The following is a 15,987-nucleotide window of genomic DNA, read 5'->3' on the forward strand; positions in this document are numbered from 1 at the left end:
AAATATTCATGTTTACATTAAGGAAGGACCTTATATTATGCCAAACGATAAAGAGTTGATGAAAAAAGCACTTCTTGAGATCAGACAGTTAAAAGCTCAACTCAAGGAAGCAAAGGGAAATGAACCGGCAGCCATCATTGGAATGGCGTGCCGATTTCCCGGTGGTGTACGTAACACCAATGATTTTTGGAATCTTCTTAAAGATGGAAAAAGCGGGATTTGTGCTATACCGGATAATCGCTGGAATGAATACGGTAAGGAGAAGTTTGATGATAACCCATATCTGAATAAAGGTGGTTTTCTGGAAGATATTGAAGAGTTTGACAACAGACTGTTTAAAATACTTCCTGATGAGGCTGCTTACCTTGATCCTCAGCAGCGAATTCTTCTGGAGGTATGTTGGGAAGCTTTTGAGAATGCCGGATATTCGCCGGAAATGTTAAAAAACAAACGAGTGGGCGTGTTTGTAGGTGTTGTACAAAATGATTTTGGTTATGAAAACATGCTTAGAAACGAAGAAAACATGAACATAACCGGAATAGATCATTCTTTTATTTCCGGAAGGATTTCCTATTTTTTCGGTTTGCGTGGTCCATCTATTTCAATAGACACCGCTTGTTCTTCTTCATCTGTAGCCATAGATACTGCCTTGAAGTACTTAAAGGATAACGATTGTGACATGGCACTTGTATGTGGAGTCAACATTATGTTTTCTCCGGAGATTACTCAAAAGGTTGCAGGACTTGGAATACTATCAAAAAAAGGCGAAGTAAGGGCATTTGACAAGGATGCAGATGGAACAGTTCGCGGTGAAGGTGCCGCTGCCATTATTTTAAAAATGCTGTCTGACGCCAAACAAGATGATGATAATATTCACAGTATTATTATTGGCTCAGAATTAAATCAAGACGGGGAAAGTACCAGCCTTACCGCTCCAAATGGTATTGCGCAGGAAGAATTGTTGCGTAGGGCTTGGGACAAGGCCGGGATAGATTCAGATGATATAGGCTATATTGAAACTCATGGAACAGGAACAGCCATTGGAGATCCAATTGAGATACAGGCAATATCAAGCCGGCTGTCTGATTCCAGAAAAAAGCCTGTGTATATCGGTTCGGTAAAAACTAATATTGGACATCTTGAAGGAGCAGCAGGCATAGCCGGTTTAATAAAAGTTTCTCTAATGTTGGAGAATAAAAAGCTTCCAAAAAGCTTGAACTATGATACTCCATCAGAATATGTCAATTGGTCTGCTATTCCGGTAAAAGTAGCAGATAAACTTATGGACTGGAAAACTGAGAACGGCAAACCCAGAATTGCCGGTGTCAGTTCCTTCGGTCTTTCCGGTACGAACTCACATATTGTACTAAAAGAGTATGAGGATAATAAGCAGGAAGGTAAATCTATGGAGACTTATCCATTTGTGCTTACTTCCGTTGATAAAAAGGGATTAGAAAGACAGGCAGAAGCTCTTAAGGCTTACTTGGAAACAAATGATGAATGTAATCTTACAGATTTGTCCTACTCATACAATATTACAAGAGATAGCTTACCGGAGAGAGGGTTAATTATAGGAGAAAGTAAGGATGAGTTAATCTCAAAACTCTCAAAGCGAATTTCAAGTAATCGTGTGAATAAAAAAAGAAGAGCGGTGTATGTTTTTACAGGCCAAGGCTCTCAGTACAAAGGCATGTGTGAGCAGTATTACAAGGGCAACGAGACATTCCGCCGTAGCTTTGATCATTGTGCTGACCTATTTAAAAAGTATATTGATAGGGACTTGAGAGATATTGTTTTTTCTGAGGATTACGATTTGAATCAGACAGAGAATGCTCAGCCGGCAATATTTGCAGTGGAATACTCACTTGTTCAGATGCTTAAGGTTTATGGAATAAAGCCGGAAGTGGTAATCGGACATAGTATAGGCGAGTATGCAGCAGCATGTACAGCAGGGGTATTTTCAGTTGAAGATGCAGTAAAGCTTGTTGCAGCTCGTGGACGATTTATGCAGGAGTTATCTCCTGAGGGAAAAATGTTGGCAGTATTTGCTGATAGAGTTAAAGTGCAAAATGTGGTTTCTGAAATCCCCGGACTTTATATATCAACCTCAAATTCACCTATGCAAACTGTTGTTGCAGGTACTAATGATGCAGTAGAAAAGGCAGATGAAATTTTTAAGAAAAAAGGAATACGTACAGTCTTCTTAAAAACAGAAAGACCATTCCACACTCCTTTCATGGATGCAGCAGCAAAAGAATTTGGAGAAGTGGCAAAAACTATCGACTACAGTAGGCCAACTGTAAAAATGATATCTACAGTTACAGCCGGATATGAAAGTGATTTATTTGCGGATGCTTCCTATTGGATGGAGCAGATTCTGTCGGAGGTTAAGTATTGCGACAGTATAAATACTGTAGGAAACCTTGAGGAGATTGTCTTTGTTGAAATTGGTGCATTGCCGGTTTTAAATGGACTTATTGCAGCAATCACGGGTGGCGAAGCTGACTGTGTTTGCATAGCTGATAAAAACATAGATAATTCACATGCAATAAAGACTGTTTGTGAACTATATCAGTATGGAATAAAGGTCGATTTCAAAAAATTATATAAGCCTTTCTCACCTGTTTTAAAAGATATTCCCAATTATGCCTTTGCACCTAACAGGATTCCATATATTCATACATTAAGAGGTGAAAGGGAATGCAATGGAACTTCATTAGATTTGAAGCTGCAGGTTGAAAATAACAGTGAAAATGACCTTGAAGTTAATGAAAAAAATGTAAAGACGATATTGTCTGAACTCCTTGGAACAGAGCCGGAGGAGCTTGATGAAAAGGCAGAGCTTGTAAGCCTTGGAATTGACTCAATAAGTGCAGTATCAGTTTTAAAAGCTCTTAATAAAACCTTTGGTACCAACCTGACTTTGAGCCGGCTTTTCAATGCGCATACACCGGGGGGAGTCATTGAGGCTGTGCTTCAAAACAGTAAGAACAACAATAAAAAGGGTGAGGAAGGTCCGGTTGTAGTTACCATAAATGAAGAAGATAGAAATAAAGAGTTCCCGTTAAATGAAGTTCAATACGCATATTGGGCCGGTAGAGACAATAATCGTGCAATGCTTTCAGGTTCGGCTTGCTGTGCTTATTTTGAAGCAGATGTAGACAATCTGGATGAGGCAAAATTTATCGAAGCACTGAAAAAGCTTGAGGCAAGACACGATATGCTTAGATGTCGTATTACAGAGGATGCGATTCAATACATAGAAAAAGAATGTACATCTTCGGTGGTAGTTGTGGATATTTCTGAAGAGAATATAAGTGAACTTGAAGAGATCCGAGAAGAGATGTTCCACAAAATACTGCCCCTTGGCGGCCCTCTATACGAGATAAGATTATCCAGATTATCCGGAGGCAGATATCGTATACATTTTCTCATCGATTTTATGATAGCTGATGCAATGAGTTTGTTTATTTTCAAGCGAGATTTAAACAAGCTATATCGGGGAGAAGAATTAGAGGATCTCACAATTACTTATAGAGACTACGAGTTGTTCTGTCGCAGGTCAAAAGAGATACAGCAAAAACAGATAGAGGACGAGGCCTTTTGGACTAAAAAAGCACAGGATTTTCCAAATGCACCTCAGTTGCCATACAACCGAAGTGTATTTATGGACAATTCCAATAGAAGATTCATTCGTAGACGAATGGATATTACTAAAGACAGATGGAAGAGTTTTTCTAAAAATGCAGCCAGGTTTGGCCTGACTCCTTCAGCGGCATTATTTGCTTTGTATTCTGAAGTTCTTTCTGCTTACGGTGGCGGAGGAAATTATGCAGTTATGCTGACTGTATTTAGACGTCACGATGTGGGTAAGGATACGGAGAATATGATAGGCGATTTTACTAAGCTTGCTCTGGTAGATATTACCAGAAAGCAGACTACCATAGCTGAAAACGCATTGGCGCTTCAGCAAAACATGATGGAAAACATTTCTCATTGTGAGTACTCTGCCGTAAAGTTTACCGACATGCTTAGAAAACAAACCGGAGAGTCTCGTTTATATCCGGTGATATTTACCAGTGCTGTTGGATTGGATGAAAATCTTCAGGAAGAGTCCGGCATTATGGATAGCTTGCGAAGCGTTGTTTCGTCAACACCACAGGTATGCTTGGATCATCAGGTGTTTTTTGAAAATGGTACCCTTGTTCTTTCCTGGGATTCCTTGGATGAGGCATTCTGCGAAGGGGTTGTGGATGCAATGTTTGAGGTGTATTGCGACCTGGTTAATAAAGCTATAGATGGTAAGGAATTTTTCAGCACAACACTTACTGATTTGCGCTCTAAAAAACAGAAGGAGGAGCAACATAAGGCTAATGGAACAAATTATGATTATGTGGGAAAGCTACTCCATGAGGGATTTATTGAGAATGTACAGCGCATTCCGGATAAGGCGGCGCTTATAAATGACGGCTGTACATATACCTATGCTCAATTAAATGAAAGAGCAAACAGTATCGCAAATGCGGTTATTGAAGCAGGGGCAACGCCGGGAGATAGAGTATTAATAGAACTGCCTAAGTCATTTGAACAGATTGCTGCTGTCCTTGGAGTACTAAAGGCAGGCTGTATATACGTTCCTCTTACTTATGGACAGCCGAAGATAAGAACAGAACGTGTTATAGAAAAGGCAAAGCCGTTTTGCATTATTACAGACCGGGATTACGAAAATTATAATCTAAAGAAGCTGGTTCCAGATGAAATAGCCGGAAATTGTAACAAAGATATTTATAGAGAAGTTAAAGCTTCTGATGGAGCATACATCATCTATACATCGGGTTCTACCGGGCAACCAAAGGGTGTTTTCATAACACATGAAGCAGCAATGAATACCATAGAGGATGTAAACAGAAAATATCGTATATGCGAAAGTGACAGTGCCATAGCTGTATCGTCATTGAGTTTTGACCTATCGGTATATGACATATTTGGTATGTTAACAGTCGGAGGAACTATTGTTATGCCGACTGAAGAGCAGCGTATTGATCCTAAGCAGCAATATGAGCTTGTGGTAGCCAATGATGTTACTGTATGGAATTCAGTACCGACAATTATGGATATTTTTGTCGATCATCTGCTTAAACGTGGACTTACCTGTAATATCAGAAAGGTAATTCTCTCAGGAGACTGGATACCAATGGAACTTCCGAATAAGCTTTCCAAGGCACTTCCAAATGGAAGGCTTACCAGCATGGGAGGAGCGACAGAGGCATCAATATGGTCTAACTATTTTGATGTTAATGAGCCACTTGTTGGCTGGACTTCTGTGCCCTATGGTTATCCTCTTGCAAATCAGAGATTTTATATTTTGGATGAGTTTGGAAGAAGGTGCCCCAATCATATTCCGGGAAAACTTCATATTGCAGGAGCAGGTCTGGCAAAGGGTTACTATAACGAGCCCGAGCTTACAAAGGCGGCATTTATAAATCATGAACTGACAGGAGAGCACTTGTACGATACAGGGGATTATGGTTGCTATCACAAGGGTGGATGCATTGAATTCCTTGGAAGAAAAGACGGTCAGGTGAAGATAAATGGATACAGAGTTGAGACAGCAGAGATAGAAGCTGCAGTAAAAAAATGCGGAATAAATGACCGAGCCGCTGCAGTTCCTGTGGGGAATAAGACAAAGCGCCTAGCTGTGTTTATAGAGACAGAGAATAAACCGGATAGTTCAAAAATAATAGAGCAGTTAAAGACATACTTACCTCATTATTTCATTCCGGAAGCTGTTGTAAACATCAGCAGTTTTCCATTGACAGCCAATGGTAAATTTGATCGCAAAAAGCTTGCAGACATATATGAGAATTTGGAACTGAAGAAAGTTAAAAAACATAGGAATACCGATAATGATTCTCCGGTTTTAAAGAAAATATGTGAAATTCTTGATATTGCTGATGTGAATCCGGGTGAAAGCTTCGGACACCTTGGAGTATCTTCTGTTGATATGATTCGACTTGCTGATGAACTTGAAAATGCCTATGGCATCAGACCATCTGTTAGTAAAATGCTTTCCTACAATGCTATTTCGGAGTTGGTGGAGTTCTTTGATGGTAAGGTACAACAAAATGACAATTTAAATCATGCTGAGAGTGTTATGCAGAAGGTTATCAGAATAGAAGATTCATTAAATGAAATCTCTCCATTGGAAAAATATGAAGAAAAGGGAATCACTTTGTATAGCGAAAATGGAGCATTGCGCTTTAAAGCTGAAAAGGGTGCAATGACTGATGAAATTCGTCAGGAACTTAAGCAAGATAAGCAGATGATTTTAGACTATCTTAAAGAGAAGGAAAAAAGGGATAAGCACAAAGAGGAATATATTAAGAAAAATGCTTATCCGCTTACTCCGATACAAAAAGCATATCTTCTTGGACGTTCAAATGATTACGAACTGGGCGGAACCAGTGCTCATTATTATGCGGAATTTATTTGGGATAAAGTGGATGCGGTAAAACTTGAAAATGCAGTTAATACTTTGATTGATAGTCATGATATTCTTCGTTCAATTGTTCTTGAGGATGGAAGACAGATGATTCTGGAAAAGGTGCCTATCTATAGAGTCGCTGATAGAAAGTTATCAGATGGTGACTTCAAAAACCTGAGAGATAACTGGAAAGACAAAATTTATGAGGTTGGCAAGTGGCCAATGTTTGATGTGTTTGTCAGCCGGCTTCAAGACGGTTCAAGGGTGGTTCATTTCAGTTTTGACTGTATGCTCTTAGACGGCTGGAGTGCCAATATGATGATTCGACAGATATACGAATTGTACAAGGGCAAAAGTATTGATGTTCCAAACTATAGTTTTTGCCGGTATGTGTGCAAAAAGGATGAATGGCAAAAGGATAAGGATTATGTAATTTCTGCTGAAAACTATTGGAAACAACGGGCTTCAAAGCTTTCACCCGCCCCTAAGCTGCCATACAACCTTCAGTTCAATCAGGTAAAACAGCCTCATTTTGATAGATTGCGTTATGAACTAAGCCGGGAGCAGACACAGAAACTTAATATCCACTTAAGAAATTATTCTTCAACGGCATCAGCTGTAGTTTGTACAGCATATATGCGTGCACTTAGTATGGCCTCAGGCTCTGAAAAGTTTTCACTAAATCTTACTGTGTATAACAGGTTGCCTCTCAATCAGGAAGTGAAGAAGCTGTTAGGTGATTTTACAAATGTAACTGTTGTTGAATACAAAAGAGACAATGAAGGCAGCTTTCTGGAAGAAATGAAGCAGGTAAAGACACGAATTCTTGAAGCAGTTGAGCATCGAACCTATAACGGTCTGGAAATTCTTAAAGCGATGTCAGACGGAGATCCCTTTAAAGCAGTTCTGCCGGTTGTATTCACCAGTGAGTTGTTCGGAAGTTTAGATGAAGAGGACACGTCAGAGATATTCAAGGAAACAAAGGAGCTGTTTGCAATAAGCCAAACCCCTCAGGTATCTCTGGATCACCAAGCTTTGGTCAGAGAAGGGAAGTTGGTTCTGATTTGGGATTATGTAAAGGAATTATTTAAAGCAGAGGTTATAAGTGAGATGTTTAATAAATACATTTTATTTATAGAAGAACTGGCGGATGCAGATTCCTGGGAAAAAATGTGAGGTGCGAATAATGTATAAACATAAAGTATGGTTTCCTTTTTCGGAGAAGTTAGAAACCAAACAGGATGGCGTGATGGTTTTTTGTTTCCACCACGCCGGTGGTTCGGCTGCTGTTTATAAAAAATGGACGGATATCAATGATAGAAATATAGCCTTTATTCCAATTGAACTTCCGGGTAAGGGTTGCCGAATAGACGAAGAACCTATCTGTGATATGAAAAAGCTTACAGATCAATTAGCCGAAGCAATAGATGAGTTTTCTGATGGAAGAAAAATAGTTTTTTATGGCCATAGTATGGGAGCTGCCATTGCTTTTAAAACAGCTCACACCATGCAGACCCACTGTGACACGAAGCCGGAGCTGTTGATAGTTTCGGGTAGACACTCTCCATGTATTAGCATAGTTGATCGCTATACAACAGATATGGATGACAGCATGCTTGTAAAAGAATTAGAGGTAATGGGAGGTACACCCAAGGAAATACTTGAGAATGAAGAACTAATGCAGTTTCTTATACCGAGAGTAAAGAACGACTATAAGCTTAATGAATCATTCGTCTATAACGGAGAGATAGTTGGTATTCCTATTGAAGCTTATGCCGGCTCAAAGGATTATGATGCCACTATTGAGATGATGGACGAGTGGGAAAATGTTACGACCATAGGAATGAAAAAAAAGGAGTTTGAAGGAGAACATTTCTTCCCTTTTGATCTTGGAAAAGAGTATGAGCTGGAACTCAAGGCTCACATATATCATCAGATTCAAGATTGACTTTAAAAAAAAGGGAGGAAAGGATTCTGTGGAAGAATTATTGGAGGATTAATAATGTCTAACAAGATAATTGAAAAAAATGGAGTAAATATTTCTCCAAGTTTAATTCATGAAGGATTTTTTGATATGGCATCACAATATCCTGAGCGCATTGCTGTGGCTCAGCGTCAAGCGGATGGTGGTGTGAAATGTTTTACATATAAAGAAATAGCTGAAAAGGCCATGCAGTATTCCGGCGCACTAATAGAAAGCAATACAAAGGGGATTGTTGCAGCAGCCCTTGATAAGGGTGCAGAATTTATAAGCGCTGTAATGGGAATTCTTTCTGCAGGATGTGCCTATTTGCCAATAAGTGCAACTGTACCTATGGAGCGCAGGAAGTTCATTTGTGAAAAGGCAGAGATCTCCACTGTTATTACAGATTGTGATAGCAAAGTTTTCTTTGAAGAAATGGGATTAAAGGTTATTACACCTGAAACCGTATTAGACGCAGATAAGGCACAAGCTATTGAAGTTGATCCGGAAAATGATGCATATATTATTTTTACCTCCGGAACAACCGGACAGCCCAAGGGGGTTGAAATACAGCATTTTGCCGCAAGCAACACGATTAAAGATATCAACAAAAGATTTAATGTAACTGAGGAGGACAGCGTATTCGCAGTTTCGGAGATAGATTTTGATCTTTCTGTTTATGACATTTTCGGCATTCTTTCTGTTGGTGGAAAGGTTGTTATCTGCGATAAGAATATGAAAAAGGAAGCTGAACAGTGGAAAGAGCTTATGAAGAAGGAACAGCCTACTGTTTGGAATTCTGTTCCAATGTTATTTGATATGCTCCTGTCTGCGGATTACAAGAATGAAGTGGTAGGAAAGCTACGATTAATTCTTCTTTCGGGAGATTGGATTTATCCATCATTGATTACCAGAATTCGTGAAAAAAATAAAACAGCCAGAATCATTGCGCTTGGCGGAGCAACTGAGGCTTCTATTTGGTCTAACTGCTATGAAGTGGGTCAGGAAATTGACAGCAGTTATAAATCTGTACCTTATGGAAAGGCTCTTACAAATCAAAAGTACAGAATTGTTTCTGAAAACAGAGTGATTGAAGGGGCTTTAGAGGAAGGAGAATTGCAGATAGGTGGTGTAGGTCTTGCCAAAGGCTATGTCAATTCTCCGGAGCTTACTGCAGAGAGATTTATTGAAGATCAGGGATGCCGCTGGTATAGAACCGGCGACAAAGGAAGATATTTAGAGGATGGCAATATTGAATTCCTTGGACGACTTGATAATCAGGTCAAGTTTGGTGGTTATCGTATTGAGTTGGATGAGATAACCAAGAGCCTTATAGCTCATGAGAGAGTTAGTGGGGCAGGAACTGTAATGATTCAGAAAAATGAAAAGCAAATGTTGGCCTCAGTAGTAACAGAGATAATTAACCAGGTGCAAGAGGAGCCAAAACAGATTGGGGCAACGTTTGATGCATCAGAGTTATTAAATAAACAGGCTGTTATAGCTACGGCTGCATTAATGGAGATTCTTGGTCTCAATAAATCACAAAGTCTACCAATTGAAGCAGATAAGCTCTTTAGCCAATTAGGTTTCGATTCTGAAAATAGAAGTGTTTTCGATTATTGGCTGACTGTGCTTGAAAAATATGGATATATCACAAATGCACATGGGAAAATAGCTTTAACGGACAAGAAGGCGGAATCTGTTTTAGAAGAGATGAAGGAAAACATTATCCTTTTATCAGATGTTATGAAGGGGGAGAAAACCGCTGCCGACATGATGGAAGATGAGTGGTTGTGTCCGGAAAAGGTTTCACTAAGAGAAAAGGGAATTATTGCCGGAGTAAATGAAATCGCAGAGAAAATAAATGAGCTCTATGAGGAAGAGAAAATAAATCTTCATGTAGCAGTTCTTGGCGTTAGAACAGGATTGGTAGCAGAGATGCTGGTAAATCTTACCGAGGATTCCGATATCGATTATACGTTTATAGATCAAACGGCTTTCTTTACTTCTCAGGCAAAACAAAGGCTAGGTGAAGCTCATAGTTATCATATTATTAAGGACATTGTCCCGGATGATTTAAGAAATGCTTTTGAAGTAGTGGTGGATATAAATGATATGCATACTCATCCGAATTATGAGCAGGCCGTATTTATAATCAGAGAATTGTTAAAGAATCATGGAAAGAGCTATATTGTAGATCTTAACCAGTTGCCACCGTTATCATTTCTTTCTGCAGCTCAAATGGAAAAGGGATTTATTAACTTTACTAAAGAAAATCGCCCCTGGGAGAACAATCCGGTTATGCCGGCTAAACAAGCAGCAGGATGTTTTTTGAGACAAGGTTTTTGTAATGTTAACTGGCATGGCTATGAGGACTCTGCATTTGTTATTTTGGAGGCTGAAAAGAGAAAAGACTCAGATGAAAGCCTTACAGCTAACGCACTTAAGTATTATTTGGGACAAAGACTTCCTGAATATATGATTCCGGAGAAAATTGTTTTTGCAAGCAGAATTCCTCTTACTAAAAATGGAAAGCCGGATCGACAGGCTCTTATTGATATGGTTAATACAGATGACCTTTCAGATCTGACACCACCATCAACAGAAACGGAAAAGAAGCTGGCAGCTATGTGGCAGGATATTCTTCATGTTGATGAGGTTGGAGTTGAGCAGAGCTTTTTCCGAGCAGGAGGAGATAGTCTTCTTGCAACTCATTTGCTTACAAAAGTACGTCAGGAATTTAATGTGGAATTTTCCTTGAAGGAAATGTATGGCGAGCCAACACTTGGGGCAATAGCGGCGCTAATTGATGAGAAGGCCTCAAATTCTGATGATGAAGATATGGAGTTTGGTGAGATATGACCAAGGAAAGGTAACTAACCATGATTTTATATGATTATGAAATAAAGAACCTTATTCAAATACTTTACCTCCGTGGAAAACATACACCTGATAAAACAGCCTATATCTATATACCGGAAGAAGGAGAAGCGCAGCAGTGTAGTTTCAAATCTTTATACGAAAATAGCGCTAGGATTGCCGGAGTTTTAAAAGCCGGTGGCATTAAAGCCGGTGACAGATGCATGATTATGTACAGGCAGGATATGGAACTCTTGTATGGGCTATATGGTTGTTTGATGGCCGGGGCAGTTGCAGTGCCTTTAGATATTTTTCATGAGGCAACCGATTTAAAGCGCTACGTTAATGTATATGAAAGTTGTGGGGCATCCGGAATTCTTACAAATGATAGTGCGGCTTCTAAAATGAAAGAAATTTCATCTGAACATTTTGGGGGTATTCCGGTATTCCATTATTCCATGACAAAAGAAGCACAATTATATTGCAACGAATTTGAAGAAGGGTTAGCTGTTCTTCAATATACATCCGGTTCTACAGGTGATCCCAAAGGTGTAATGATAACTCACAGTAATCTATTGGACAATCTTAAACAGATTGAAAGAAGGTTGTGTTTAAATGGTGAATCTACATGGGTGGGATGGTTGCCATATCATCATGACATGGGATTGATAATGGGACTTTTTACCGCTGTATACAGTGGAAGTAGAAATGTTTTTATGTCTCCGGAGCTATTTAAAAGTAATCCGGAGAAATGGATACATGCCATGAGTGATTACAGAGCCACTCACACAGTTGCACCTAATTTTTCTTATGAGTTGATCAGCAAAATTTTAAAAGAAATTTTTGAAAGAGGAAATCCGGACAATATTTCTTTTTCCTCATTGAAAAAACTCATAAGCGGTTCTGAGCCGGTACGCTTTAACACTCAAGTTGAACTTATGAATATTTGTGAAAAGTTTGGAATGAGAGCAGAAGCGATTAGAGCTGGATATGGTTTGGCAGAAGCTACGTTGATGTTGACTATGAACGAAGAGGATAAGGCGGCCGGATGGCTTGAAGTTGATAAAAATGCATTGTCAAAAAATAGAATTGTAGTGCTTAACAGTGGCAATTTTGCTGACTCGTTTAAGGTACGTGAAGTTGATAAAAATGGAACCTATCTGGTAGGAGTAGGAAGGCCGATTGATGATAACAGCATTATGATTCTTTCCCCGGAGCAAGAAGAATTGCCGCCAATGTCTATAGGCGAGGTTTGTATATGCGGACCATCTGTAGCTGCCGGTTATTGGAAGCGTTCTAAAGAAACGGCTGAAATATTTGTGCAAGGTAATAATGGAGAAGTAATTCTACATTCCGGTGACGCCGGATTTGTAGGCGAAGATGGTGAACTTTATATAACCGGAAGATATAAGGATAGCATTGTCATTCACGGAGTAAATTATTATCCGACAGATTTGGAAGCTTTATCAGCAAACAGTAATAATTTATTAAATTATGCTGCATGTGCTTTTTCAGCATCTTTCCGGGATGAGGACAGCATTGTATTAGTTCAGGAGATAAAGGGTAAAAAACTATCTGAGGAGACATTAAAAGACATAGCACAGGATATACGTAAGAATGTTTTTAGGGAATATAGTTTACAACCGCAGGAAATTATTTTAGTTGAAGAGAATTCTATTCCCAGAACCGATAGCGGAAAGATACAAAGAAAGACTACTAAGGATTTATTTTTAAATGGTGCTCTTAACGGAGTGCTTATTAAAAACCAATTAGATGTCACAGATTTAAGTGAGATTGATGTTAGGAAAAGTGAAGATATTAAGAACATCATTATTGATTTAATAGCTGACATGCTTAATATAGCACCATCGGAAATTGACTTAGACATGCCCTTTATGAAAATGGGACTGAATTCACAGATGAATGTAAATATAGTTGCCAAGTTGAATACAGTTCCAAGAGTGGAGCTACCGGTTGTAGATGTATTTAATCATAACACTGTAGAAAAACTTACTGAGTATATATATAATACCTGTTTCAATGAAAGTGATGAAGTAGATGATTTAGATGCATTAAGTGAAAAAGAGTTAGCGATGTTACTTGAACAAGAATTAGGATAGGAAGTGTGAGTCATGAATAATATTGATTATAGGCTTAGCCATATACATTTAAAGGTAAAAAGTACAAGAAATGCTGTTAAAAGATTGAAAGATGCAGGGTTTACCATTGAGTTTGGTCACAAGGGGCTTATTTCTCCAAACGCTTTTATTTTCTTTAATGACCATGCATTTATTGAAGTTTATATGATGAAGGGACCTGCAAATTTATCTCCGGTGTTTATGGACAAGAAGTTCGGAAAACAGATGGGAGACCGGTTTAGATTTTGGCGCGATGCGCCGGAGGGATTTACTGATTTTGCTTTTGAGCCATGTGACAGAAAGACAGCAGCCATTGAGAACATGGGAAAAGTAAGAGAGCAACTGTTAAATGAAGGATTTAATCTTTCTGAGAACATGATTTCCTCAAGACGTAATGTAAGGGATGAAAACGTTGGATTTGGTTTTTGTCCTTTAAGTCCTGCTGAATTACCGTTTCTGGTTACCGCATATTCAGTAGAACAGATTCCTGAGCATATTGAGCACAGCAATGGAATTGACAGTATCTATAGGATGGAGGTCACATGCTCAGACAGAGATTATCCGGCAATGGAGAGAATAGTAGGTAATGATAAGAAGGTCAAGCTGATAAGGGGTAGAGAGACAGCCATAACCAAGGTGGTGTTTCTCACCAAAAAAGATGACTTTACGCCGCCACCATTGCAGGGATTATTTGGTATGAACGTAGGATTTGTTAATGAGGAAGATATTAAAGGAGCAGAAGAAAATGAAGAAGCTTAGAAAAGAGACTTTATGTGTCCAGGCCGGATATGAGCCAAAGAATGGTGAGCCTCGTATAGTTCCGATTATACAGGGATCTACCTTCAAGTATGATTCAAGTGAAGAGATGGGGAAATTGTTTGATATGGAAAAATCCGGATATTTCTATTCTCGTATCCAGAATCCAACTTGCGATAATGTTGCGGCAAAGATATGCGCCCTTGAGGGCGGAAGTGCTGCAATATTAACAAGCTCCGGTCAAACAGCAACCTTCTTTTCTATATTTAATATATGTGGATGTGGTGATCATGTTATTGTATCCAGCATGATTTATGGTGGAACTTATAATTTATTCCATATGACAATGGGACGAATGGGAGTTGAGTTTACATTCTTAGATCCGGATTGCTCAGAGGAAGAATTGGATGCGGCTTTTAAGCCAAATACAAAGGCTGTTTTTGGAGAATCAGTATCTAACCCGGCGTTGGTAGTTTTGGATATTGAAAAATTTGCAAAGGCGGCCCATAAGCATGGGGTTCCACTTATTGTAGATAATTCATTTCCAACACCTTTGAATTGCAGACCTTTTGAATGGGGAGCAGATATAGTAGTGCATTCTACATCCAAGTATATGGATGGCCATGATTCCACAATCGGTGGATGTGTTATCGATTCAGGAAATTTCAATTGGGATGAGCATGCAGACAAGTACCCTTCACTTACAACTCCGGATCCTTCATACCATGGTGTGATTTATACAAAACACTTTGGCCGGGAAGGTGCATATATTTCAAAAATGACAGCTCAGATTATGAGAGATTTAGGTGCCGTACAAAGCCCGATGAATGCATATATTTTAAATTTAGGACTTGAATCGCTTGCGGTACGAATCGAGAGACATTGTAGCAACGCTATGAAGGTAGCATCCTTTATGAAGGACCATGACAAAATAAGTTGGGTAAATTATCCGGGACTTGAAGATAACAAGTACAGTAACCTTGTTAAAAAGTACATGCCTGATGGCACCTGCGGAGTAATCTCCTTTGGTGTTAAGGGTGGAAGAAAAGGTGCAGAGGAATTTATGAAACATTTGAATGTATCAATGATCTGTACCCATGCAGCAGATGCACACTCAATAATTCTCCATCCGGCATCATCAACTCACAGACAACTCAACGATGAAGAGTTGGTAGCTTCCGGAGTAACACCGGATTTGATTCGTATATGCGTAGGTATAGAAAATGTTAATGACATAATCGAAGATATTGATCAGGCACTTTCGTATATCTGATATATAGACAAAATGGAGGTCATTACATATTGTCTAGTACAAAAAAAGACAGCCGTCTATGACGGCCAATGTCATTAAGTTAAGATGACAGCCCAAAAGATCTCTATGTCAGAAATGACATAGGGGTCTTTTTTTCTTAAAAGGTATTGACAGATTATCGTAAATGTGTGGCCGCTTTCGCTACTGATGTTTTAAAGGTAGCGAAAGCGGCCCTTGTAATTAAGGAAAACTTGATTGCAAGGAGGTCACATATGAAACCAAAACACATTAAAAAGCTTTTATTATCTGAAATCACTACCACTACTCAAAACATGTTGGATTATGTTGTTAATCCCAAAGTAGATTTCACTAGGAATCGTAAGCTTCCATTCGAAAAAATAGTCAGAGCTATCATCGAGATGGAAAGCAAGAGTATAACCAATGAGATGATTGATATCTTCCATGATGTCAGTTCATTGCCATCTGCCTCGGCTTTTGTTCAGCAAAGACAAAAGATTAAGCCCGAATTTTTTAG

Annotated in this window: 6 protein-coding genes and 1 pseudogene; all 7 read left to right on the top strand. The window is 39.0% G+C overall.

Annotated features, from left to right (window positions below; translation table 11 throughout):
* The first annotated feature begins 37 nt into the window (after nucleotides 1-37).
* Nucleotides 38-7,660, top strand: a complete 7,623-nt coding sequence (locus tag BLP87_RS11275) for a hybrid non-ribosomal peptide synthetase/type I polyketide synthase (RefSeq protein WP_051625341.1) — start codon at nucleotides 38-40, stop codon at nucleotides 7,658-7,660.
* A gap of 10 nt (nucleotides 7,661-7,670) precedes the next feature.
* Nucleotides 7,671-8,432, top strand: a complete 762-nt coding sequence (locus tag BLP87_RS11280; RefSeq protein WP_026667923.1) for a thioesterase II family protein — start codon at nucleotides 7,671-7,673, stop codon at nucleotides 8,430-8,432.
* 54 nt (nucleotides 8,433-8,486) lie between these two features.
* Complete coding sequence (locus BLP87_RS11285; protein ID WP_026667924.1) at nucleotides 8,487-11,309, top strand: amino acid adenylation domain-containing protein; 2,823 nt, start codon at nucleotides 8,487-8,489, stop codon at nucleotides 11,307-11,309.
* Nucleotides 11,310-11,329: 20 nt separating this feature from the next.
* Nucleotides 11,330-13,426, top strand: coding sequence for a non-ribosomal peptide synthetase (locus BLP87_RS11290; protein WP_026667925.1), 2,097 nt, complete (start codon nucleotides 11,330-11,332; stop codon nucleotides 13,424-13,426).
* Nucleotides 13,427-13,438: 12 nt separating this feature from the next.
* Nucleotides 13,439-14,203 carry a VOC family protein gene (locus BLP87_RS11295; protein WP_026667926.1) on the top strand — a complete coding sequence of 255 codons (765 nt, stop codon included), beginning with the start codon at nucleotides 13,439-13,441 and terminating at the stop codon, nucleotides 14,201-14,203.
* The gene (locus tag BLP87_RS11300; RefSeq protein ID WP_242845861.1) at nucleotides 14,160-15,473 is read left to right on the top strand and encodes an O-acetylhomoserine aminocarboxypropyltransferase/cysteine synthase family protein; all 1,314 of its coding nucleotides are present in this window, start codon (nucleotides 14,160-14,162) and stop codon (nucleotides 15,471-15,473) included. Before BLP87_RS11295 ends, BLP87_RS11300 begins: the two co-directional genes overlap by 44 nt.
* A gap of 251 nt (nucleotides 15,474-15,724) precedes the next feature.
* A pseudogene (locus BLP87_RS11305) lies at nucleotides 15,725-15,987 on the top strand (IS4/IS5 family transposase); the annotation flags it as partial.

It is taken from the genome of Butyrivibrio hungatei, assembly GCF_900101605.1.
GTDB lineage: Bacteria > Bacillota > Clostridia > Lachnospirales > Lachnospiraceae > Butyrivibrio > Butyrivibrio hungatei_B.

Bases quoted from the DNA above. Each gene is read 5' to 3' on its own strand.
- BLP87_RS11280 (WP_026667923.1), top strand. From the start codon at position 7,671: ATGTATAAACATAAAGTATGGTTTCCTTTTTCGGAGAAGTTAGAAACC.
- BLP87_RS11290 (WP_026667925.1), top strand. From the start codon at position 11,330: ATGATTTTATATGATTATGAAATAAAGAACCTTATTCAAATACTTTAC.
- BLP87_RS11295 (WP_026667926.1), top strand. From the start codon at position 13,439: ATGAATAATATTGATTATAGGCTTAGCCATATACATTTAAAGGTAAAA.
- BLP87_RS11300 (WP_242845861.1), top strand. From the start codon at position 14,160: ATGAGGAAGATATTAAAGGAGCAGAAGAAAATGAAGAAGCTTAGAAAA.
- BLP87_RS11285 (WP_026667924.1), top strand. From the start codon at position 8,487: ATGTCTAACAAGATAATTGAAAAAAATGGAGTAAATATTTCTCCAAGT.
- BLP87_RS11275 (WP_051625341.1), top strand. From the start codon at position 38: ATGCCAAACGATAAAGAGTTGATGAAAAAAGCACTTCTTGAGATCAGA.